This is a genomic window from Mycobacterium sp., from assembly GCF_965277065.1.
Classification (GTDB): Bacteria; Actinomycetota; Actinomycetes; order Mycobacteriales; family Mycobacteriaceae; genus Mycobacterium.
Genome location: NZ_CBDIBT010000017.1, coordinates 560,880 through 583,677, shown reverse-complemented (window position 1 = coordinate 583,677; position 22,798 = coordinate 560,880). Strand labels below are relative to the sequence as shown.

Genomic DNA, 22,798 nt, shown 5'->3' with positions numbered 1-22,798 from the left:
AAGCCCGCCGCCCGCACGCCGCGGGTCGGCAACAACCCGTTCTCCTCGGCGCAGCCCGTCGAGCGGGCCATTCCGCGCCCGCAAGCGCCGCGCCCCGGTGCACCCCCGCGTCCTGGCGCCCCCGCGCCCCGCTGGCGCTTCACCAGGCAACATGCCGCCGCGCCCGGCGGGCGCTGCCGGCCGTCCGCCGCGTCCCGGCGGTCCACGTCCCGGCGGCCCCGGCGGCCGACCCGGCGCCCCGGCCGGTGGCGGACGCCCCGGCGGCGGCGGTGGTGGTGGCGGTAACTACCGCGGTGGCGGTGCCGGCGGTGGCGGTGGAGTTGGCGCCCCACCCGGAGGTGGCGGCTACCGTGGCCGACCCGGCGGCGGTGGTGGCGGTGGACGCCCGGGCCAGCGTGGTGGCGCTGCCGGTGCATTCGGCCGTCCAGGCGGTGCGCCGCGACGCGGCCGCAAGTCGAAGCGGGCAAAACGCGCCGAATACGAGAACATGCAGGCGCCCGTCGTCGGTGGTGTGCGGTTGCCGCACGGCAACGGCGAGACGATCCGGCTGGCCCGTGGTGCCTCCCTGTCCGACTTCGCGGAGAAGATCGACGCCAACCCGGCCTCGCTGGTCCAGGCGTTGTTCAACCTCGGCGAGATGGTGACGGCGACGCAGTCGGTCGGTGACGAGACGCTCGAGCTGCTGGGCGGCGAGATGAACTACGTCGTTCAGGTTGTCAGCCCCGAGGACGAGGACCGGGAGCTGCTGGAGTCCTTCGACCTGACCTACGGCGAGGACGAAGGTGGCGAGGAGGACCTCGAACAGCGTCCGCCGGTGGTGACCGTGATGGGTCACGTCGACCACGGTAAGACCCGCCTGCTGGACACCATTCGTAACGCCAGCGTCCGTGAGGGCGAGGCTGGTGGCATCACCCAGCACATCGGTGCCTACCAGGTCGGCGTTGATTTCGAGGGCAGCGAGCGGCTGATCACCTTCATCGACACACCGGGTCACGAGGCGTTCACCGCCATGCGTGCCCGTGGTGCCAAGGCCACCGATATCGCGATTCTGGTCGTCGCCGCCGACGACGGCGTGATGCCGCAGACGGTGGAGGCCATCAACCACGCGCAGGCGGCCGACGTGCCAATTGTGGTGGCGGTCAACAAGATCGACAAAGAGGGCGCCGATCCGGCCAAGATCCGGGCTCAGCTCACCGAATACAACTTGGTGGCAGAGGATTTCGGTGGCGACACGATGTTCGTCGACATCTCCGCCAAGGCCGGCACCAACATCGCGGCGTTGGAAGAGGCGGTCCTGTTGACCGCCGACGCCGCCTTGGACCTGCGGGCAAACCCCGACATGGAAGCCCAGGGTGTGGCCATCGAGGCGCACCTCGACCGTGGTCGCGGCCCCGTGGCCACCGTGCTGATTCAGCGCGGCACGCTGCGGGTCGGCGACTCCATCGTCGCCGGCGACGCCTACGGCCGTGTTCGACGGATGGTCGACGAGCACGGCGAGGACATCCACGAGGCACTGCCGTCGCGGCCCGTCCAGGTCATCGGCTTCACGTCGGTGCCTGGCGCTGGTGACAACCTGCTCGTGGTCGACGAGGACCGGATTGCCCGCCAGATCGCCGACCGGCGCAGCGCCCGCAAGCGCAACGCGCTGGCGGCACGCTCCCGCAAGCGGATCAGCCTGGACGATCTGGATGCCGCGCTGAAGGAAACCAGTCAGCTGAACCTGATCCTGAAGGGCGACAACTCCGGGACCGTCGAGGCTCTGGAGGAAGCCCTGCTGGGTATCGAGATCGACGACGAGGTGGAACTGCGCGTCATAGACCGCGGCGTCGGTGGCGTGACCGAGACCAACGTCAACCTGGCCTCGGCGTCGGACGCGATCATCATCGGGTTCAATGTCCGAGCCGAAGGCAAAGCGACCGAGCTGGCCAACCGGGAGGGTGTGGACATCCGCTACTACTCGGTGATCTACCAGGCCATCGACGAGATCCAGAGCGCGCTGAAAGGCATGCTCAAGCCGGTCTACGAGGAGAACCAGCTGGGCCGCGCGGAGATTCGCGCGCTGTTCCGGTCGTCGAAGGTCGGGATCATTGCCGGGTGCCTGGTCCAATCCGGGATCATGCGGCGCAACGCCAAGGCCCGGTTGCTGCGGGACAACATCGTGGTGGCCGAAAACCTCACGGTGTCCTCGCTGCGACGGGAGAAGGACGATGTCACCGAGGTCCGCGACGGTTACGAATGCGGTCTGACGCTGACCTACTCCGACCTCAAAGAGGGCGACGTCATCGAGACCTACGAGTTGGTGGAAAAGGAGCGCGTCTGAGTATGAGCTCCGACAAGCTGAACCTGCGGCATGGCTGACCCGGCGCGGGCGCGCCGGCTGGCCAAGCGGGTCTCTGAGATCGTCGCCACGGCGATCGATTACGAGATCAAGGACCCGGGGTTGGTCGGAGTCACCATCGTCGACGCCAAGTTGTCCGGCGACCTGCACGACGCGACGCTGTATTACACGGTGATCGGCCCGACGCTGAACGACGAACCCGATTACCAGGGGGCCGCCGCGGCGTTGGAGCGCGCCAAGGGTGTGCTGCGCAGCAAGGTTGGGGCCGGCACCGGTGTGCGTTTCACGCCGACGCTCACCTTCACCCGCGACACGGTGTCGGACTCTGTGCAGCGGATGGAGGAATTGCTGGAACGCGCCCGCGCCGCTGACGCCGATGTGGCGCGAGTCCGCCAGGGAGCCACGCCGGCCGGTGACCCCGATCCGTATCGGATCTCCAACGATGACGATGACGATGAGGACGACGCGGGGCAATCGAACACGCTCGGCGACGACGCGGGGCAACAGAACACAGGGGCTGCAACCACCAATGGGGAAGGCGCCGGTGACGACGATCAACTCGAAGACTGAATCCACTGCGGCACAACGGGTCGACGCCATCGGCGCCGCCAAGGTTCTCAATGCCGCGGCAACGGTCGGGGTGGTCTGTCACGTGCATCCCGATGCCGACACGATCGGCGCGGGCCTGGCGCTGGCGCTGGTGCTGGACCGGTGCGGCAAGTCCGTCGAGGTCAGCTTCGCGGCGCCGGCGGCGCTCCCGGAGTCGTTGCGGTCGCTGCCCGGTGGGCAGCTTCTGGTTGATCCCGCCACCATGCGCCGAGACGTCGACCTTGTTGTGACCGTCGACATCCCGAGCATGAACCGGCTCGGGGGCCTGCGCGATATGGCCGGCAACGGGCACGCTGTGCTGGTGATCGACCATCACGCGTCGAACCAGATGTTCGGCACGTCGAATTTCGTTGAGCCGTCGGCGGACTCGACCACCATGATGGTGGCCGAGCTGCTCGATGCGTGGGGCAAGGCGATCGACACCGACGTGGCGTATTGCCTGTACGCGGGTCTGACGACCGACACCGGATCGTTCCGGTGGGCTAGCGCAGACGCCTACCGGTTGGCGGCGCGACTGGTCGAACAGGGCATCGACAATGCCGCAATCACCCGGTCGCTGATGGACACCCACCCCTTCGCGTGGCTGTCGATGCTGTCCCGGGTGTTGGGCTCGGCGCAGTTGGTGCCCAATGCCGCCGACGGCCGCGGCTTGGTCTACGCCGTCGTCGCCAACCAGGAGTGGATCACCGCCCGTCCGGAAGAGGTCGAGAGCATCGTCGACATTGTCCGCACCACGCAGCAGGCCGAGGTGGCCGCGGTGTTCAAAGAGATTGCGCCGCAGCACTGGTCGGTGTCGATGCGGGCCAAGAACGCCGTCGACCTCTCCGCCGTCGCGTCGACCTTCGGCGGCGGCGGACACAAGCTGGCCGCCGGCTACTCGACCACCGGTTCGGTCGACGAAGTCGTGGCCGCTCTGAGCGCCGCCCTGGGGTGAGTTGGCCGCGGACGTGTCGGAGGTGGCGCGGGTAAAAGGGTCCGCGCGTTGGCGACTGACGGTCGAAATTCAGCCTGTACCTGACCGGTCCCCGGTGGTAACGTCCGCCCCACGAGGGGTGGGGGCCTCCTCTAAACACATGTGCGCGCTATACCGCGCTAGGGGGAGGAACTCTAATGAAGCACGCAAAACATATAGCCCGAGTCGGCGGCTTGGCAGTGGGACTCGGCATGGGGGGCGCCGCGTTGGCCGTACCCTGGACCGCCTCCGCGGACAACCTTCTACCGTTCGATCCAAGTAACTTCAGCCCGTCGATCGACGGGCTGCCTTTCACCCAAGGCGACGCGTTCGCTGTGCCCGCGGCCACCGCTGCGGACGATCTTCCCTCATTCGATCCGAGTAACTTCAGCCTGTCGATCGACGGAATGACTTTCACCCAAGGCAACGCGACCGCCACCTCAGGCATGGGCGACTTTGCCTTCGCCGACGGCGCCGGTAGCTCGGCCACCGCTACCGGTGGCGTCGGGGACTTCGCCAGCGCCTACGGTATCGGCAGCGATGCCAGTGCTACCGGCGGCGACTACGACCTTGCCAGCGCCTACGGCAACATTGACCCCAACACCTTCCAAGGAACCTTTGCCAACGCCAACGGCACCGGGGACATCGCCACCGCGACGGGCAGCGGCAGCTATGCCGAAGCCACCGGCGGCAACTACGACCTCGCTGACGCCAGTGGCGCAGGAAGCAGTGCATTGGTAGGCGAAACAACGGGCAACAACTTCGACACCGGTATCGCCGACGGCGCCAACACCACCGTTTTATCTGGCTTTGACGGCAATAACGACTTCGCTGCGGCCTTCGGCGACAACGGGTTGGTGAGTGCCATCTCGGGTAACAACAACATCGCCGATGCGTTCGGCAATAATGCCAATGATTTCGCCGGGTCAGGTAACTACGACCTGGCCAGTATCTTCGGCAACAACGACCTGGCCCAGGCCGCCGCCGGGAACAGCGACATCGCTGCCATCTTGGGCAACGGCAGCACGGCCTACGCGGGGCTCGAAGAACTCGGATTCGGCACCGGCAACTACGACCTCGCTGGCGTCTTCGGGGACGGCTTCACCGCGACTGCGCAGGGCGCCAGCGGCCTGTACGACCTCGAACCGGGGAGCCTGATGGGCATGTTCTCAACCTTGCTGACCGACATTTTCGACCCGTCGTCCGTGGCCGGCGCCGTAGACCCATCGTCCTTCCTCAACCTATTCATGCTGCCGTAACGGCGCTGGGCGCACCGCAATAGCGTTCAGGCCCGGCACCGGTTGATTAGCGCTGTGTTCGGAGCGGGTTCGTCGATTTTGCCCCGGTGTTTACCGACGACAGTTCAGTGTTGGCCGCGGTCGGGTGCCGTGGTGGTTTATGGTCACCCAATCAACCCTTGCCGGAGTCGTTTTCGCGCTCGACGGCGTACTGCTGTGCGCCGGTGACGCCGCGTTCATGCGCTCGGTCACCGTCGTCAGTGCCCTGGGTCGCTGGCTGGTGATCGGAAACTAGGTGCCAGGCATGCCAAGTCAGCGCGATCGAATGCTCAGCGGCGAACCGTATCGTCCCGATGATCCAGAATTGGTCGCCGGTCGTCGGGCATGCCAGCGCCTGATCGAGTTGTTCAACGCCGGTGAGCCGGAAGCGCTGCGTCAGTTGATCGGGTCATTGGGGGAGGATTCGGAGATACTTCCCCGATTCCAATGCGACTACGGCACCCAGATAGCCGTCGGCGCCGGCTGCTTCATCAACTACGACGCGATCTTTCTCGATTGCGCGCCGATCACCATCGGCGACAACGTGTCGATCGGCCCACGCGCGCAGCTTGTTACGGCCCTTCACCCCGTCGACGACCACGAGGCCCGACGAGCCGGCTGGGAGTCCGCCGCCCCGATCGTCATCGGCGACAACGTATGGCTGGCGGCTGGAGTCATCGTGTGTCCGGGCGTAACCATCGGGGACAACACGGTGATCGGGGCGGGAAGCGTCGTCATCAGAGACGTACCGGCGCAGGTGCTGGCCGCCGGTAACCCGTGCCGCGTCATCAGAGGGCTTGCGGACTGACAGAGGGCACGTGGAAGCGATCCTCACCATACGGCGTCGCCAACCAGGTGCAGGCCGCGCACGAGTTGAACCAACCCGCGACGTAAATAAGTGCGCGCTGCAACGCCGCGCGACGGCAAAACGAGGTCACAATGTGAGCTGACGCCCACGTCGACCGAAAGGCTGCCGCGCGATGTCCAACGCAGGTCTCCAGTTCGGTGTGCTGGGACCGTTGCAACTGCGGGCCGGCAGTGCCCTGGTACCGCTGGGCGCGCCCAAGCAGCGCGCAGTGCTGGCCATGCTGTTAATGAACCGCAACCGCGCGGTGTCGGTCGATGCGTTGATCGACGCGGTGTGGGGGGAATCGCCGGTCCCCGCAGCACGGACCAGCATCCACTCGTATGTGTCCAATCTGCGTCGGCTACTCAGCCGCGGGGCCCGCGACCCGAACCAGGTGCTGGCAAGTGTCCCGCCGGGGTATCAACTCAACGTCGCGGACGCCGACTGCGACCTTGGGCACTTTGTCACAAAGAAGGATGCGGGCATCCACGCGGCTGCATCGGGGCGGTTCGAAGAAGCGAGCGCCTTTCTGGCAGCTGCTCTTGCCGAATGGCGTGGGCCCTTCCTAGACGACCTTCGTGAATTTGGCTTCGTCGACACCTTCGCCACTGCGCTGGCCGAAGTCAGAGTTGCGGTGCAGACCGCCCACGCGGAAGCTGAGATCGCCTGCGGACGTGCCGATGCCATTATCCCGCGCTTAGAGGTGCTGAGCGCCGAACATCCTTTCCGTGAACGGCTTTGGGCCCAACTGATCACGGCGTACTACGTCGCTGAGCGGCAATCCGACGCGCTCGACGCTTATCGACGATTGAAGACCAACCTGGCCGAGAATCTTGGCATCGACCCGGGGCCGACGGTACGAAGCCTGCACGAGCAGATCCTGCGCCAGGAGCCAGTGGATACTTCGCTGGCGGCGCAGACGACCGCCACACATCGGGTGGCTGAGATCACCCCGGGTACCGGAGCGCCGGTAGGTCGCTCGGCAATTGCTGAGCTCTGCGGCGACGATGGCCAGCGCTACCGACTGGAGTCATCGAACCGGATCGGCCGCCGCCCCGACAACGACATCGTCCTCGACGACGACGACGTCAGCCGTTATCACGCGGTGGTCATCGACACCGGAAGCGAATTCGTCGTCAGCGATTTGCGGTCGACCAACGGTGTGGACGTCGCTGGCCGACGCATCCGGGGCAGCGTCACCCTGGCCGACGGCGACCGGATCCGCATCGGCAGCCATCATTTCACTTTTCAGATCCGTCCCAGCTGAGCTGCGAAAATACCACCCACGCACGCGCAAGAATGTCGCAAGAATCTCGCCAGGATCCATCAAGGCCGTGCCCCGTTTCCACCCCCGGAAACGGGGCAGAATACGGTTAGCGCACCTGGGCCCGACCACGTTGCAGAACCGCCTCGCGATTGGCGGCGATGTCGTCACCGGACGTCCGGAATGCCCGCGCCGCAGTCGCTTCCAGCCACAGGCCCTCGCTGGTGTGCGAATCGTCGATGCGGTGGTACGACGACAACAGCGCCCGCACGGCGTCCTGGTTGTTACCGACAATGCTCTCGGCCACCTTGCGCGCGGCGGGTAGCAACTCCTGGTGCGCCACGACCTCGGTGACCAGGCCGGCGCGCAGCGCATCCTGCGCGGACAGGTAGTCACCGGTCAGGCTCATCCGACGAGCCAGTCCGATGCCGACTTTCTGGGGCAGACGCACGCTGAGGCCCCACGTCGGCAGCAGGCCCACGCGGGCGTGGGTGTCGGCGAATCGCGCCTGCTCGGAGGCGATCAGGATGTCGCAGTACAGCACCACCTCGAGCCCGCCGGTCACCGCGGCGCCGTTGATCGCGCCGATGACGGGCTTGCTGAGCGACGGCCAGCGCGGCGAGATGTCCGGCAGTGCTGTTTGCCCGCCCAACTCTTTGAGGTCCAGGCCGGCGCAGAACACCGGGTCGGTGCCGGTGACGATGATGACGTCGACGTCGATGTCGGTTTCGGCATCGGCCAGGGCGCGGAAGAACTGGTCTCGCAGTGCGGCCGACAGCGCGTTACGCGATTGCGGCCGGTTCAGGGTCAGGGTTCGCACCCGTTCGTCGGTGTGGATCAACAGAATATCGTCAGTCATTGGCGCCGCTCCTTCTCAGTGCTCCGCGCCGCATCGTCGTCGGCGCGGGTCATAGGGGCAACCGTAGTCAGTCCGGTTCGACACGGGCCCACCCCGCCTTATCGTTGAGGGATGTGCCGGAACATCACGGAATTGCGCGGGCTCGAGCCGCCCGCGACCACCGCGGAGATCGAGGCGGCAGCCAGGCAGTATGTCCGCAAAGTCAGCGGCTTCACCCGGCCGTCACCGGCCAACGCCGATGCCTTCGAGGCCGCGGTCGCCGAAGTCGCGGCGACCACGACGCGACTGCTGCACGCCCTGCCCGAACGCCGCCAGCCACCCAAGACCGATCCGCCGCTGCGTCGCCTAGCGAGCAGGTGACGATCACTGCGCTCAAAGAGTGGAGCGCGGCGGTACACGCATTGCTCGACGGCCGCCAGCAGGTGCTGCTGCGTAAAGGCGGAATCGGGGAGAAGCGATTCGACGCCACCGTGGCCCGTGAGTTCGTCTTGTTCCCGACCGTCGCGCTAGTCACGCCGAGCGAGTACGACCGGAATTTCACCACCTGCTCGATCCGGCAGCGCTCGATAGCAGCACCGATCGCTTCGTCGTGCGGGCGGCCGCGAAAGTCATTGCGGCGCTTCCGGTCAACCGGTCGGAAAACATCGAGGCCATCGAGGACCTGCATATCTGGACGGCCGACTCGGTGCGGCATGACCGGCTGGACTTTCGCCCCAAGCATCGGTTGGCCGTGTTGGTCGTGCAGGCCAGTCCGCTGCTGGAGCCGATAGAACTTCAGCGGACACCCGACTATGCCGGATGCACCAGTTGGGTGCCGTTGCCGCTGGCCGATCCGCTGCTGGGCGCACCCGTGCATGACGACGCGGCACTGCGCGAGGTTGCCCAGCGTGTCCGCGCGGCTCTCGAATAGCTCTGACCTGCTGGGGTTTTCACGGGGTCTGGTCGACAAGCACCGCGCCCGCGGGCCAGTCGCCGACTGTGCCCAGTGACGTCGGTTCAGCAGCGGTGGTCAGTCGCACGACGTCCGCCAGCTGGGCCGGGGCGTCGCACTGCAGATAGTGATCGGCGCTGGGCAGTACCCAGTACCGGTTCAATCCAGGCTTTTCCCGAAGGAACTCCTGCCATACGTAGTTCGCGACCCGGACCGGGGCGACGGTGTCGTGCAGGCCCCACACCAGGGTGGTGTTGACGTCGCTGGTGGAAAGCGCCTGAAGCCAATTGGTTTCGTCGGCAGCGCGCTCGTTGAGGTACTGAATTGTGTCCGGCAGCACGGCCATCTGGTCGTTGTGCGCGAAGCATTGGGCCAGTGCGGCGATCTCGCCGTCGCTCAGGTCTCGCCGCGGCATGAACGTCGTCGCGCCCATGCCCGCGGCCAGCATTTCCGGCGCGGTCGCCCGCGCGGTGCTGCGTGCGACCGTCGGATCCAGCAGCGCCTTCTGGAAACCGGTCAGATTGGCCAGCGGCAGATAGATGTTCGCGTTCGTGAAGATGACCTCCGACGGCGCGCCGTCCTCCTCGAGGTCGGCGAACATCGACAGCGCGATCATGCCGACGCTGGTCCCGCGGTCGTGGGTCAGCATCGTGTAGTCGGTCAGCTGCCAGAGCTGTGCGATCGCATGGATCAGCAGCCGCGCGTCGTCATACAGCGAATACACGTACGGCGCAGACGGTTTGTCGGACAATCCGTAACCGGGGAAGTCGAGCAGATAAATGTCGAAGTCGGGGCCGAGTTCACGGGTCAGCGCGTGGAAGTCAATGCTTGCCGTCGGAAAGCCGTGTACGCAGACCAGTGCCGGCGCTCCGGGCGTACCACACCGGCGGGTGAATACCGTGACGTCCGCACCAGAGTTCGCCGCTGTCGTCGAGCGCCACCAGATTTCCGTTCCGCCGCTTCGCCAGTCGTCGAAGGCTGTCATCAGGACCCGACCGGGAAGACGATCCGGGACGTGCCGAGGTGCACCTCGTGGGTGGAAGGCTTCAGCCGGCTGCCGGTCGATGTCGCCTCGCCGTTGCCGAGGTTGCGGTCAAAGCGTGGAAAGCAGCCGCCGGCGATGAGCACGCGGATGCGCGTCCCGGCGCGGAATCGGTGCGAGATCGCGTCGAGCTCGAGGCTGACCTGGTCGGTCGCCTGGGCTAGGCGCCGGTAGCCGTCGCTGACGTTGTGGGAGCGGCCCTTGGCATCCACTTCGCTGATCCGGACGAACACGTCGACGTAGGGGTTGTCGGAGCTGTGCGCCAACTCGGCGACCGGGCTGCCGTGCACGACCAGATCGGCGGTGAGCACATCGCTGGTGAAGCTGAGCACGTCGCGGCGCGCCGCCAGCGCCGTGTCGTCGCGGTAGCCGCCGTCGGGGGAGAGCAGCCGCCCTCCGATGGTGGGTGTCGGTTCGGACGGGTCGTAACGGAAGCTCGCCGAGGATCCGGCGGTCGGCGCCCTCTCCGCCAGCCCGCCGCCCGGCTGCAGATAGAGCGGGCGTTCGGTGGTGACCGGCGGCCAGTCCGGAAGCGCGCGCCAGCCCTCGTTGGCGACGAAGAACCGGAATCGTGCCGCACGCGCAGTAGCGGGCCGACCGGCGAGGTGAGTGTCAAGCCATTCCTGGGTTTCCCTCGCGATGGTCGCCAGCCCGTTGAGGAGGAGCTGGGTGTGCGTCCACGGCCCCAAAGTCAGCGCGACGTCGACACCCCGCTGACGAAGGTGCCGGAATTGGTGCAGCGTCTGCGGCAGGAACAGGTCTTGCCAGCCGCTGAGCAGCAGCAGGGGCACCTGGACCCGGTCGAGCGCGGAATCGACCTTCAGCGGACCCCAGAACGGGTTGTCCTCCGCCGGCGGCGTCAGCCACGACTCCCACCACGGCGCCCCGTCGCCGAGCAGCGCCCGGCCGGATGCGCCCAGCGGCGCCCCACCGGCCGCGCGCACCACGCTGTTCTGGGCGCGTAGTTGGCGGATGCCGGCGCGTAGGCGGCCTGGGTCCTCCTGATGAGCAACGAGATTGCACCAACCCAGGAAGTCGTTGACCGAGAACGCACCGGTGCCCCAGCTCGACAGGCTCAGATCGTGCGGGCCCGCGACGATCACGCTGGTGACTAGCTCCGGCGGCGGATCCTGAAGTATCGCGAATTGGGTGAAGCCGAGATAGGAGATGCCGATCGTCGCGAAGCGACCGGTGAACCATGGCTGCCGACGCATCCACTCCACGGTGTCGGTGCCGTCGACCGCCTCGTGCTCCATCGGCGAGAAGTCTCCGCCCGACCCGAATGTCCCTCGCACGCTTTGCAACACCACCCGGTAGCCCCGGGCGGCATGCAGATCGGCGAACACCATCGAGAACGGAAACGCCCGGCCGTAGGGCCCGCGGGCCAATAGGGTGCCGACGATTTCGCCGGTGGGCTCATAGACGTCGGCGGCCAGCTCGACGCCATCGCGCATCGGGATCTTCACACTGGCGACGGTGTAGCTGGTGGTCGGCGCGGGCAGTCGCAAGGTCCGAGCCAGTGCCCGGCCGGCGAGTCGTTGTGGCAGAGTGCGCAGCGTCGACCCGGCGGGCCTGTGGAAGGTGGTCGTCACCGCACCAGATTATGGGCGCGGCGGCGTTGGCGTACCTAGAACTTGTAGTACGGCGCAAGCTCGTTCGCGCGCTGCAGGTTGGTGGACAGGCAGTCGACTTCCGGGCTGGAATAGATCGTCGAGTAGAACAGCGACTGCTGGATGATCCCGTAGCTGGTTTTGAACGCCACCATGCAGGAGAAGTAGAAATAGCTGTTGTGGTAGGTCGGCTTGAGGTTCCACGCGCCGCCACAGAGTAAACGAGAACCTGTTCCTCTCCGCTGGGGCGGCGGTGACGAGCCGCCCGGCGACCAGCCGTTAGGCTTGGCAGTCGTGGCTTCGCAGGAACCTGGGCAGCAGCAGCCCCCGACCGCACGGCAGCCGACCCTGTGGGCGGTGTCAGACCTGCACACCGGCCACGTCGGCAACAAACCCGTCACCGAATCCCTGTATCCGTCAACACCGGACGACTGGCTGATCGTCTGCGGTGATGTCGCCGAACGCACCGACGAGATCCGCTGGGCGCTGGACCTGCTGCGGCGCCGGTTCGCCAAGGTGATCTGGGTCCCCGGCAACCACGAACTGTGGACGACCACCAAGGACCCGATGCAGGTCTTTGGCCGCGACCGCTACGACTATCTGGTCAACATGTGCGACGAACTGGGTGTCGTGAGCCCCGAGCATCCGTTTCCGGTGTGGACCGAGCGCGGCGGGCCGGCGACCATCGTGCCGCTGTTCCTGCTCTACGACTATTCGTTCCTGCCGAACGGCGCAACGACCAAAGCCGAGGGCCTGGCGATCGCGCGGGAGCGCAGCGTCATATGCACCGACGAATTCCTGCTCTCGCCCGATCCGTACCCGACCCGTGAGGCGTGGTGCCACGAGCGCGTTGCGTCCACCCGAAAGCGGCTCGACGACCTGGACTGGATGAATCCGACCGTGCTGGTCAACCACTTTCCGATGGTGCGCCAACCGTGCGATGCGTTGTTCCTGCCGGAGTTCTCGCTGTGGTGCGGAACGACCGAGACCGCGGACTGGCACACCCGTTACAACGCGGTGTGCTCGGTGTACGGGCATCTGCACATCCCGCGCACGACCTGGTACGACGGCGTCCGGTTCGAGGAGGTGTCGGTGGGCTACCCGCGGGAGTGGCGTCGTCGCAAGCCCTACAGCTGGCTGCGGCAAATCCTGCCCGATCCGCAATATGCCCCCGGCTATCTCAACGACTTCGGCGGCCACTTCGTCATCACCGCGGCGATGAAGGCGCAGGCTGAGCAGTTCCGCGACCGACTGCGCCAGCGGTAATCCGGATGACGCTGACCACGTTGATGTCTGCGGTGCTGCCCGACATCGCCGACTTGGCGTGCGCCGAGTTGTATGCCGACCCGCCGGGGTTGGCGCCGATGGCCGAAGAGGAGCCGCTGATCGAACGGTCGGTGGCCAAGCGGCGCAACGAGTTCATCACCGTCCGGTACTGCGCCCGTATTGCGCTGGGCGAACTGGGGTTTCCGCCGGTTCCGATCCTCAAGGGGGAGAAGGGCGAACCCTGCTGGCCCGACGGCGTCGTTGGCAGCATCACCCACACCGCGGGTTACCGGGGCGCGGTGGTCGGTCGCGCGGGTGCCGTTCGTTCGCTGGGCGTGGACGCCGAACCGCATGACGTGTTGCCGGACGGCGTGCTGGACGCGATCAGTCTAGCGTCGGAGCGCTCTCAAATAGAGGCGCTGGCAGAACTGCCTTCCGGTATCCACTGGGATCGAATCCTGTTCTGCGCCAAGGAAGCCACGTACAAAGCGTGGTTCCCGCTGACCAGGCGGTGGCTCGGCTTCGAGGATGCCCACATCATCTTCACCGTCGACGACTCCGGCGCGGCCGGGTCGTTCGAATCGACGATTCTGATTGACGGAGAAACGCTTTCGGGCCCGCCGCTGAGTGCGCTGACCGGGCGGTGGTCGGTCGACCGCGAGTTGGTGCTGACGGCGATCACACTATGAACCCGGGTCTTGTCATCGTCGACAAGCCGGCCGGTATGACGAGCCACGACGTGGTGGGGCGGTGCCGGCGCATCTTCGGGACCCGGCGGGTCGGGCACGCCGGAACGCTTGACCCGATGGCCACCGGAGTGCTGGTGATCGGCATCGAGCGGGCTACCAAGATCCTGGGCCTGGTCACCGAAACGTCGAAGTCCTACGCTGCCACCGTACGACTCGGGCAGTCCACATCGACCGAGGACGCGGAAGGCGATATCACGCAACAGGTTTCGGCCCAGAATGTGACAGACGTGGCGATCGAAGCGGCGATCGCCGGTCTGCGTGGCGATATCGCCCAGGTCCCGTCGGCGGTCAGCGCGATCAAAGTCGACGGCCAGCGGGCCTACCGCTTGGTCCGCGAGGGCCACGCCGTCGAACTGGCTGCCCGACCGGTGCGCATCGACCGGTTCGAGATGCTGGCAGTGCGTCGCCACGACGAACTCGTCGACGTCGAGGTCGAGGTGGGCTGTTCGTCAGGCACCTATATCCGTGCCCTCGCCCGGGACATCGGCGCCACCCTGGCGGTGGGCGGTCACTTGATTGCGCTGCGGCGCACCCGGGTCGGCCGGTTCGGGATAGCTCAGGCCCGCCCACTCGACGAGTTGGCCGACCGGCCTGCGTTGAGCCTGACGCTCGACGAGGCATGCCTGCAGTTGTTCGCCCACCGTCCGCTCACCGACGACGAGGCCGATGCGGTCGCCAACGGACGCACGCTGAACCCGGCCGGCATCGACGGCGTCTACGCGGCGCATACCGTCGACGGCAGGGTCATAGGATTGCTGCGCGACGAGGGGTCGAGGACCAGATCCGTCGTCGTCATCCGGCCGGCCAACCTATAACGGCGCGCCGCGCGTCGTTTTCCGCTAACATTCCGCAATGAACGTAAGTTGACCGGGAAGGCGTAGACGGTAGGAGCGTGGCGGAAGTCGGCGAACGACGGGTCAAGCGCACCCAGGCGGAGCGCAGCGCCGCCATGCGCGCACGTCTGCTCGACGCGACCATCGAGTGCCTGGTGACCTACGGATACGCGGGCACCACGACGCCCCGCGTCGCGGAGCGCGCCGGTGTCACTCGGGGAGCGCAGATCCACCACTTCCGGTCGAAGGAAGATCTGGTGGTCGCCGCGATAGAGCATCTTGCCCAGCAGCGCGTGCAGGCGGCCATGCGCGAGTTCGGACGTGTGGAAACCAGCAGTGATCCCGTCTCGACGGTGCTCGATTTCCTCTGGGAAGCGCATCAGGGCCCGATGTTCGTTGCGGCGGTGGAGCTTTGGGTTGCGTCCCGCACCGATTCCGTGCTGGCTGCCCACGTCGAGCGGGTGGAACCGCTGGTCAACAGCACCCTCGTCTCGGCGATCGCCCAACTGGTGCCTGATCACGCCGCGCGCAAAGACCTGCGCAACTTCGTCTACACCGCGATGGACGCACTGCGGGGGATCCTGCTGGCGAGTTTCGTCGACCGTGACAACGCCCGTGCCCGCCGGCGCTGGCAGCGCGCGTGCGAGCAACTGCGGATCGTCGTCGACGAACTGCTGACCGCCAATTCCCGGGATTGAATACCTCCGTCACTGAGGCTGACAGGCACCGGGCTCGCCCGTTGCGAAGATACAATCAGGTGTGTATGTTTTGTGATCGAGACGGAGTCACTGCGAGGGAGCGAGATGTCGAACAAGGTGTATGTCATCGGCGTCGGGATGACGAAGTTCGAAAAGCCGGGTCGCCGGGAGAACTGGGATTACCCGGACATGGCGCGCGAGTCCGGCACCAAGGCGCTCGAAGACGCCGGCATCGACTACGCCGCGGTCGAGCAGGGCTACGTCGGTTACGTCTACGGCGAGTCGACGTCGGGTCAGCGGGCGCTCTACGAGTTGGGTCTGAGCGGGATTCCGATCGTCAACGTCAACAACAACTGCTCGACCGGTTCGACCGCGCTTTTCCTTGCCGCGCAGGCGATTCGCGGCGGGCTTGCCGACTGCACCATCGCGCTCGGCTTCGAGAAGATGAAGCCCGGTTCGCTGGAATCGACCTTTGAAGACCGGACGAACCCGATGGAAAAGCACATCGTCGCGATGGCCGAGATTTCCGAGGTGCTGTTCCCGCCGGCGCCGTGGATGTTCGGTGCCGCGGGCCGCGAACACATGCAGCAGTACGGCAGCACCGCCGAGCATTTCGCCAAGATCGGCTATAAGAACCACTTGCATTCGGTGAACAATCCGTATGCGCAGTTCCAGGAGTCCTACACCCTCGAGGACATCCTGGCGTCGCGGATGATCTACGACCCGCTGACAAAGCTGCAGTGTTCGCCGACGTCGGACGGGTCGGGAGCGGCGATCCTGGCCTCGGAGGCGTTCGTCGACAAGCACGGCCTGTCGGGACAGGCGGTGGAGATCGTCGGGCAAGCCATGACGACCGACTTCGCCAACAGCTTCGATGACACCTGCAAGGGCCTCATCGGGCACCACATGAATGTCGAAGCCGCACAACGTGTCTACGACCAGTCCGGGCTGGGGCCAGCGGACTTCCAGGTGATCGAGCTGCATGACTGCTTTTCGGCCAACGAGCTTCTGCTGTACGAAGCGTTGGGCCTGTGCGCCGAAGGCGAGGCGCCCAAGCTGATCGACAACGGCGACGTCACCTACGGCGGACGGTGGGTGGTCAACCCGTCCGGTGGCCTGATCTCGAAGGGGCATCCGCTCGGAGCCACCGGTCTGGCGCAGTGCGCCGAGCTGACCTGGCAGCTGCGCGGCAACGCCGACAAGCGGCAGGTCGACAACGTCACGGCCGCACTGCAACACAACATCGGACTCGGCGGCGCCGCCGTCGTCACTGCCTATCAGCGGGCCGAACGCTAACCACGGCAACATCGTCGGAAAGGGAACACTCATGGGACACATCGAGGCAAGCCGCGAACTGTCGGCTGATCCGGAAGCATTGTGGGGAACCGTCGCCGACCTGACCAACTGGGACAAGTGGTTCACCGTCCACGAGAAGTGGCTCGAGGGCCCGCCTGACACTCTGACCGAGGGCGCCAAGCTGACCGCCAAGATCGTCATGCTCGGGATGGCCAACAAGATCGAGTGGACGATCGACCAGGTCGACGCGCCGCAATCGCTGGTGCTCTCGGGAACGGGAATGGCCGGAGTCAAAGCCAAGTTCACCTTCACCATCGAACCAGCCGACAAGGGTTCGAAATTCACGGTTTTCGGCGATTTCGAGGGTGCGATGATCAAGGGTGCTTTGGGTAAGGCCGTGGAGAAAGACGGCGTCAAGCAGCTCGACAAGACGCTCGACCAGCTCGACGCGCTGGCGTCGGCTGATATGTCTGAGGCGTGAGGCCTCAATCGATGGCCGAGACTCTGGAATTCGACGACTCCGGCCTGGGTCGTTGGTCGGACGACGAGCGGTTCGACGTCACCCGGGAGCGGTTGGCCGAGTATGCCGCGGCCACCAATGATCCCATCGAAGCGCACCGCAGCGGGGACGTTGCACCACCGGTCTTCGCGATCGTCCCTGTTTTCGAGTCGCTCCTGACTCCGGCGGTCGACGTGATGCCCGTCGAGGCGATCCCGCGAATCGTTCACGGCGAACAGGACTTCCACTTCCACCGACCGATTCGACCGGGAGACACGCTGGTCTCACGCGGAAAGATGATCGGGTACCAAGGCCTGGAGAAAGGCACCCGTGCGGCGATCCTGCTCGAATGTCGCACCGAAAATGGCGAACTGGTCAACGAGCAGTACGTCACCACGTTCGTGCGGGGCATGACCGTCGACACGACGGTCGGTGAGCTGAGCCCTGAGCACAAATTCCACAACAAGCTCCGCGAACAGGCGCCGGTGGCCAAGGTCGTGCAGCACATCGACGACGACCAGACCTTCCGTTACGCGCCGGCGGCGGGCGACCCGATGCCGATTCACCTCGACGAAGAGGTGGCCAGGGACGCCGGTCTGCCCGGGATCATCGCGCACGGACTGTGCACCATGGCGTTCACCTCGTGGGCGGTGCTCACCGAGCTTGCCGGCTCGGATGTCAACCGGCTCAAGCGGTTCGCGGTCCGGTTCTCCAAGCCGGTGCTGCCCGGCGATGACCTGGAAACCAGGATCTGGACCGTTGGCAGCGGCAACGGTACGACAAGCTACGCATTCGAGACCGCGAGAAGCCGTGGTGACGGCGAGGAGTTGGCCATCACCGACGGGCTCGCGGTAATAGCCGACTGATAACAAGGGAAATCGATCAATGGGTGCATTGGAAGGCCGGGTGGCGGTCATCACCGGCGCGGGCCGCGGGATCGGGCGCGAACACGCACTGCTGTTCGCCAAGGAGGGGGCCAAGATCGTCGTCAACGACCTCGGCGGCAGCAACGACGGCGAGGGCGCCGACACCGGGCCGGCTCACGAGGTGGCCGCAGAGATCAAAGCGTCCGGCGGGTCCGCCGTCGTCAACACCGAGAACGTCTCCACCTGGAGCGGCGCGGAAAGAGTTGTGCAACAGGCGATCGACGAGTTCGGCGGCCTCGACATCCTGGTCAACAACGCGGGGATCCTGCGCGACGCGTTCATCGCCGGCATGGAGGAAGCCCAGTGGGACGCGGTGATCGCGGTGCACCTGAAGGGCCATTTCGCGATGCTTCACCACGCGGCCGCTTACTGGAAAGCCCAATCCAAAGCCGGCGATCAGCCCAACGCCGCGGTGATCAACACCGCTTCGGGCTCCGGCGTGACACTGCCGAATGCCGGCCAGGCCAACTACGGTTCGGCGAAGGCGGGCATCGCGGCTCTGACGTTGATCGCTGCCGAGGAACTGGAACGTTACGGCGTACGGGTCAACGCGATCGCACCGATTGCCCGGACCCGGCTCACGCTGGCCACGCCCGGCATGGGTTCGCTGATGGCCGAACCCGAGGAAGGCGAGCTCGACCTGTTCAGTCCGGCCAACATCTCGCCGCTGGTCGCCTACCTGGCCACCGACAAGTGCCCGATCACCGGCAAGGTGTACGCGGTGCAAGGCGGCGCGATCTCGTCGCTGTCCGGCTGGCACGACGAAGACACGATCGAGACCGATGGTCTGTGGCTGATCGACGACATCGCCACCCGGCTGCCGCAGTAATCAAGGAGCAGAACATGTTCGAATGGTCCGACACCGACCTGATCATGCGGGACACTATGCGCGGATTCATCGACAAGGAGATCCGGCCGCATCTGGACGAGCTGGAGACCGGCCAGATTTCGCCATACCCGATCGCGCGCAAGCTGTTCAGCGAGTTCGGTCTCGACGTGCTCGCCGCCGAGGCGGTCAAGACGATGCTGGACAAGGAGCGCGCGAAGCAGGAAGCCCGGCAGTCCGCCCCGCACGACCCAGCCACCGAGAAGAAGTCGTCCGGGGGACTGGGCGGATTGGGCGCGCAGGCGTCGATGGCCGCGGTGCTGGTCTCCGAACTCGCCGGGGTGAGCCTCGGCTTGCTCAGCGCCGTCGGTGTCAGCCTCGGTCTGGGAGCGACGACGATCATGAGCCGCGGGACGCTGGCTCAAAAGGAGCGCTGGCTGCCGGAACTGATGACCCTGGAGAAGATCGCGGCGTGGGCGATCACCGAGCCGGATTCCGGCTCCGACGCGTTCGGCGGGATGAGGACCACGGTCAAGCGCGATGGTGACAGCTACATCCTCAACGGCTCCAAGACCTTCATCACCAACGGTCCCTACGCCGATGTGCTGATCGTCTACGCCAAACTCGATGACGGCTCCACGGACCGGCGGAACCGGCCGGTACTGGCCTTCGTGCTGGACGCCGGCATGAAGGGCCTCGTGCAGGGTAAGCCGTTCAAAAAGATGGGCATCATGTCCTCGCCGACCGGCGAATTGTTCTTCGACAACGTCCGGCTCACACCCGACCGTCTGCTCGGCGAGACCGAACAGCACGCCCGCGGGGATGGCCGCGACAGCGCGCGGGCGAACTTCGCCGCCGAACGGATCGGCGTTGCGCTGATGTCGCTGGGAATCATCAACGAGTGTCACCGGCTTTGCATCGACTACGCCAAAACCCGCACGCTGTGGGGCAAGAACATCGGCCAGTTCCAACTGATTCAGCTCAAGCTGGCCAAGATGGAGGTCGCACGGATTAACGTGCAGAACATGGTGTTCCAAACCCTGGAGAAGGTCCAGGCCGGCAAGATGCCGTCGCTGGCCGAGGCGTCGGCCATCAAGCTGTACGCCTCGGAGGCGGCGACCGACGTCGCAATGGATGCCGTGCAACTTTTCGGCGGCAACGGCTACATGGCGGAGTACCGCGTCGAACAACTGGCCCGCGACGCGAAATCGTTGATGATCTACGCCGGAAGCAACGAGGTGCAGGTGACTCACATCGCCAAGGGGCTGCTCGCCGAATGAAGGCCAGCTCCACAGCAAAGGTGCTGCGGCGCAGAGCGCTGACCATAGTCGAGCGATTGACTTACGTCCCGGTCTCGCGGCTGACCCTCAACGTCATGCTCAATGTGCTGGTCTCGCAACGATGGTTGTTCACCGGGCTGCGCCCGGCCGCCGACTACCTGATTGCCCAGACCGCCCCGGTGGTACCGGGCATCCGGCTCAAGCAGGCCTCCACACCGGTTCGGGGGGAGTGGGTCTGGGCACCGGGAGCCGACGAAGCAGCCGGGGTGGTCTTGGTCCTGCACGGCAGTGGCTACCTGATCTGCTCGGCTCGCACCCACCGCGGCTTTGCCTCGCATCTGTCCGAATTCTCGGGCATGCCAACCTTTGCCGTGGACTACCGGCTCGCGCCGGAACATCCTTTTCCGGCGGCCGAAGACGATGCATTCGCGGCCTACCGTTGGCTGTTGGCCCTGGGGCACGATCCGGCGAAGATCGTCGTCGCCGGCGACTCGGCCGGCGGGCACCTCGCTGTCGCGCTTGCCGTGCGACTACACAGCGAAGGGCTCCCGCTACCGGCGGCGCTCGCGCTGTTCGGCCCGCTGATCGATCCGTCCTACCGAGCTTGTATCGCCGACCCGCGGGTCCGCAGCCAGCCGCTGGATCCGCGCACGGCCAAACGTGCCGTCGCGTTGTACGTCGGGGATCACGATGATCAAGACCCCCGGCTGAATCTGTTGAATGCCGACCTGTCTGTTCTGCCGCCGATCCAAATACATTTCGGGTCAAGGGAAGTCATGCGAGCCGATGCGGAGGCTTTCGCCAAGCAAGTGGTGGAATTGGGCGGTCGCTGCGAGGAGCAGTTGTGGCCGGGTCTGATGCACGGCTATTGGCTGTGGCCGCGCGACGGTGGGCTCACCAGCTTGCAGGTCGCCGGGCGTTTTCTGCGGACATCGATCGCCGAGGCCAACACCGCGTGACCCTCTTCCGGATGGCCCACGTCCGCGACCGACTGGCCGCGGCCCGAGTGCTGGTCCGTCGTGGAGTGGTCGACTTATGGCGCCCCGACGAGGCGCTGCGGGCTCTCCTGGCCATCCGCAGCCATGGAGCTTTCGGCGGATTGCTCGCCAACGTCGTCGTCCGGTACGGGGACGCGCCCGCCATCAGCGACGACCGCGGCACCCTCAGTTTCCGCGAGATCGACGAGACGTCCAATGCGTTGGCGCGTGGCTTGGCGGCCAGGGGAATTTGGGCCGGTGCGGTGATCGCGACATTGCAGCGCAACAGTCGCGACGTCATGGTGACCATCGGTGCGGCGAACAAAATCGGGGTTCGGACGGTGCTGATGAACACCGGCTTCGCCGGCCCGCAACTGGCCGATGTGTCGGCACGGGAAAACGTCAGCTGCATCCTGGTCGACGACGAGTTCGAGGACCTTCTTGCCACGCTGCCGCCGGAGACCTTGCGGTTCACCAGCGGCCGCCAGCACGAGCTGATCGACAATCAGTCGACGTCGCCGCTGCCCGCGCCGCCGCAGCCCGGGGGTATGGCGCTGCTGACCAGCGGCACCACCGGTACCCCGAAAGGTGTGCCGCGCACCAAGATTGACCCGTTGCAGTCTGCGCAACTGCTGGATCGGATTCCCTGGCCGCGTGACGCCGCCTACTACATTGCCGCACCGTTGTTCCACGCGACGGGTCTGGCCACGTGCGCCCTGGGCTTGGCCATGGGCAGCCGCGTCGTGATGACGCGCCGCTTCGATCCAGAGGCGACGCTGAAAGCGATCGCCGAGTATCGCGTCGGCGCGGTGGTGCTGGTGCCGACGATGCTGCAGCGCATCCTCGACCTCGATCCCGATGTGCTGGCTTCCTACGACACCTCCTCGCTGAGGGTGCTTTTCGCCGCGGGCTCGTCGCTGTCGCCCGACCTCTGCCGTCGTACCCACGACGCGTTCGGCGCCGTGTTGTACAACCTCTACGGGTCCACCGAAGTGGCCGTCGCCGCCGTCGCCACGCCGGACGAACTGCACCGCGCCCCCGGCACGGTCGGTCGCCCACCGGTCGGTTGCACGGTGGCCATCTACGACGAGAATCGTTGCAAAGTCACCGAACCCGGCAAGGTCGGAACCGTGTTCGTCTCCAGTGGGCTGAGCTTCTCCGGCTACACCGACGGCGGGAACAAAGAGATCGTCGACGGGTTACTGTCCAGCGGAGACACCGGGCACTTCGACGAATCCGGCCTGTGGTTCATCGACGGCCGCGACGACGACATGATCGTGTCCGGCGGTGAGAACGTCTTCCCGCTCGAGGTCGAGAATCTGCTTGCCGACCATCCCGATGTCGTCGAGGCGTCGGTGATCAGTGTCGATGATGCCGATTTCGGGAAACGGCTGGCCGCCTACGTGGTCAGTCGGCCCGAATCCGGCTTGGACGCCGACGCCGTCAAGTCGCACGTGCGGGCACATCTGGCCCGGCACAAGATCCCGCGCGACGTAATTTTCGTCGAGCAGTTGCCGCGCAACGAGACCGGCAAGGTGCTGCGAAGGCAACTCGCCGGCAACTAGGTTAAGGAGGGGTCAGCGCCGTGTCCGAAGGTGTCAACTCGGTGTCCGCTTCTCGCATTACCTCAGCAGTGCGGTGGTCATAGGGTCGTGAGGGTGAGCCGCAACCTGAGCCACAACGTCGTGGTGATCACCGGTGCGCGCGTCGCCCTACTCG

Annotated in this window: 20 protein-coding genes and 4 pseudogenes; 20 read left to right on the top strand and 4 right to left on the bottom strand. The window is 65.9% G+C overall.

The genetic code is table 11. The features are described 5' to 3' along the window. The 7 genes and pseudogenes from infB to ACQY5A_RS11315 form a co-directional block, all read left to right on the top strand. Positions 1–2,320: pseudogene (gene infB, locus ACQY5A_RS11345) on the top strand (translation initiation factor IF-2); the annotation flags it as partial. A 30-nt stretch (positions 2,321–2,350) separates the two neighbouring features. Continuing rightward, entirely contained in the window at positions 2,351–2,908 is a 558-nt protein-coding gene (gene rbfA / locus ACQY5A_RS11340; RefSeq protein ID WP_428340435.1) for a 30S ribosome-binding factor RbfA, read from the top strand. Further along, on the top strand, positions 2,868–3,881 hold the full coding sequence (locus ACQY5A_RS11335; protein ID WP_428340434.1) for a DHH family phosphoesterase: 1,014 nt from the start codon (positions 2,868–2,870) through the stop codon (positions 3,879–3,881). The genes rbfA and ACQY5A_RS11335 overlap by 41 nt, the downstream gene beginning before the upstream one ends. Positions 3,882–4,057: 176 nt before the next feature. Next, positions 4,058–5,158: a hypothetical protein gene (locus tag ACQY5A_RS11330; RefSeq protein ID WP_428340433.1), complete on the top strand. Its 1,101-nt coding sequence runs from the start codon at positions 4,058–4,060 to the stop codon at positions 5,156–5,158. Between the two features lie 57 nt (positions 5,159–5,215). After that, positions 5,216–5,405: pseudogene (locus ACQY5A_RS11325) on the top strand (MATE family efflux transporter); the annotation flags it as partial. Positions 5,406–5,441: 36 nt separating this feature from the next. Then, complete coding sequence (locus ACQY5A_RS11320) at positions 5,442–5,984, top strand: sugar O-acetyltransferase (RefSeq protein ID WP_428340432.1); 543 nt, start codon at positions 5,442–5,444, stop codon at positions 5,982–5,984. A 172-nt stretch (positions 5,985–6,156) separates the two neighbouring features. Then, on the top strand, positions 6,157–7,290 hold the full coding sequence (locus ACQY5A_RS11315) for a BTAD domain-containing putative transcriptional regulator (protein ID WP_428340431.1): 1,134 nt from the start codon (positions 6,157–6,159) through the stop codon (positions 7,288–7,290). A gap of 106 nt (positions 7,291–7,396) precedes the next feature. On the opposite strand, the gene ACQY5A_RS11310 is transcribed toward ACQY5A_RS11315, so the two are convergent. Then, on the bottom strand, positions 7,397–8,146 hold the full coding sequence (locus ACQY5A_RS11310; RefSeq protein WP_428340430.1) for an enoyl-CoA hydratase: 750 nt from the start codon (positions 8,144–8,146) through the stop codon (positions 7,397–7,399). A gap of 111 nt (positions 8,147–8,257) precedes the next feature. On the opposite strand from ACQY5A_RS11310, the gene ACQY5A_RS11305 reads away from it, so the two are divergent. Beyond that, the gene (locus ACQY5A_RS11305) at positions 8,258–8,506 is read left to right on the top strand and encodes a DUF2277 domain-containing protein (RefSeq protein WP_428340429.1); all 249 of its coding nucleotides are present in this window, start codon (positions 8,258–8,260) and stop codon (positions 8,504–8,506) included. Next, positions 8,503–9,056: pseudogene (locus ACQY5A_RS11300) on the top strand (DUF1802 family protein). The gene ACQY5A_RS11305 and the pseudogene ACQY5A_RS11300 overlap by 4 nt, the downstream one beginning before the upstream one ends. Before the next feature lie 19 nt (positions 9,057–9,075). On the opposite strand, the gene ACQY5A_RS11295 reads toward ACQY5A_RS11300, so the two are convergent. From ACQY5A_RS11295 to ACQY5A_RS11285, 3 genes and pseudogenes are all read right to left on the bottom strand, one after another. Next, a complete protein-coding gene (locus tag ACQY5A_RS11295; protein ID WP_428340428.1) occupies positions 9,076–10,062 on the bottom strand; it encodes an alpha/beta fold hydrolase in 987 nt (328 codons plus the stop codon). Further along, a complete protein-coding gene (locus ACQY5A_RS11290; RefSeq protein ID WP_428340427.1) occupies positions 10,062–11,711 on the bottom strand; it encodes a CocE/NonD family hydrolase in 1,650 nt (549 codons plus the stop codon). The genes ACQY5A_RS11295 and ACQY5A_RS11290 overlap by 1 nt, the downstream gene beginning before the upstream one ends. A 35-nt stretch (positions 11,712–11,746) precedes the next feature. After that, positions 11,747–11,932: pseudogene (locus ACQY5A_RS11285) on the bottom strand (DUF3558 domain-containing protein); the annotation flags it as partial. A 91-nt stretch (positions 11,933–12,023) separates the two neighbouring features. Here ACQY5A_RS11285 and ACQY5A_RS11280 point away from each other — a divergent pair. From ACQY5A_RS11280 to ACQY5A_RS11230, 11 genes are all read left to right on the top strand, one after another. Further along, positions 12,024–12,995: a metallophosphoesterase family protein gene (locus tag ACQY5A_RS11280; protein WP_428340426.1), complete on the top strand. Its 972-nt coding sequence runs from the start codon at positions 12,024–12,026 to the stop codon at positions 12,993–12,995. Between the two features lie 5 nt (positions 12,996–13,000). Continuing rightward, a complete protein-coding gene (gene pptT, locus ACQY5A_RS11275) occupies positions 13,001–13,684 on the top strand; it encodes a 4'-phosphopantetheinyl transferase PptT (protein WP_428340425.1) in 684 nt (227 codons plus the stop codon). Then, on the top strand, positions 13,681–14,559 hold the full coding sequence (gene truB, locus ACQY5A_RS11270) for a tRNA pseudouridine(55) synthase TruB (RefSeq protein ID WP_428340424.1): 879 nt from the start codon (positions 13,681–13,683) through the stop codon (positions 14,557–14,559). Before pptT ends, truB begins: the two co-directional genes overlap by 4 nt. Positions 14,560–14,693: 134 nt before the next feature. Then, complete coding sequence (locus tag ACQY5A_RS11265; protein ID WP_428340486.1) at positions 14,694–15,275, top strand: TetR/AcrR family transcriptional regulator; 582 nt, start codon at positions 14,694–14,696, stop codon at positions 15,273–15,275. 105 nt (positions 15,276–15,380) lie between these two features. Further along, positions 15,381–16,571 carry a lipid-transfer protein gene (locus tag ACQY5A_RS11260; RefSeq protein ID WP_428340423.1) on the top strand — a complete coding sequence of 397 codons (1,191 nt, stop codon included), beginning with the start codon at positions 15,381–15,383 and terminating at the stop codon, positions 16,569–16,571. A gap of 31 nt (positions 16,572–16,602) precedes the next feature. After that, positions 16,603–17,052 carry a type II toxin-antitoxin system Rv0910 family toxin gene (locus tag ACQY5A_RS11255; RefSeq protein WP_428340422.1) on the top strand — a complete coding sequence of 150 codons (450 nt, stop codon included), beginning with the start codon at positions 16,603–16,605 and terminating at the stop codon, positions 17,050–17,052. An 11-nt stretch (positions 17,053–17,063) separates the two neighbouring features. Then, positions 17,064–17,936, top strand: a complete 873-nt coding sequence (locus ACQY5A_RS11250) for a MaoC/PaaZ C-terminal domain-containing protein (protein ID WP_428340421.1) — start codon at positions 17,064–17,066, stop codon at positions 17,934–17,936. Positions 17,937–17,955: 19 nt separating this feature from the next. Continuing rightward, complete coding sequence (locus ACQY5A_RS11245; RefSeq protein ID WP_428340420.1) at positions 17,956–18,825, top strand: SDR family oxidoreductase; 870 nt, start codon at positions 17,956–17,958, stop codon at positions 18,823–18,825. Positions 18,826–18,839: 14 nt separating this feature from the next. After that, a complete protein-coding gene (locus tag ACQY5A_RS11240) occupies positions 18,840–20,102 on the top strand; it encodes an acyl-CoA dehydrogenase family protein (protein WP_428340419.1) in 1,263 nt (420 codons plus the stop codon). Further along, positions 20,099–21,061: an alpha/beta hydrolase gene (locus ACQY5A_RS11235; RefSeq protein ID WP_428340418.1), complete on the top strand. Its 963-nt coding sequence runs from the start codon at positions 20,099–20,101 to the stop codon at positions 21,059–21,061. The genes ACQY5A_RS11240 and ACQY5A_RS11235 overlap by 4 nt, the downstream gene beginning before the upstream one ends. 11 nt (positions 21,062–21,072) lie before the next feature. Continuing rightward, positions 21,073–22,644: an acyl-CoA synthetase gene (locus ACQY5A_RS11230; protein ID WP_428340417.1), complete on the top strand. Its 1,572-nt coding sequence runs from the start codon at positions 21,073–21,075 to the stop codon at positions 22,642–22,644. The last annotated feature ends 154 nt before the right edge of the window (positions 22,645–22,798 follow it).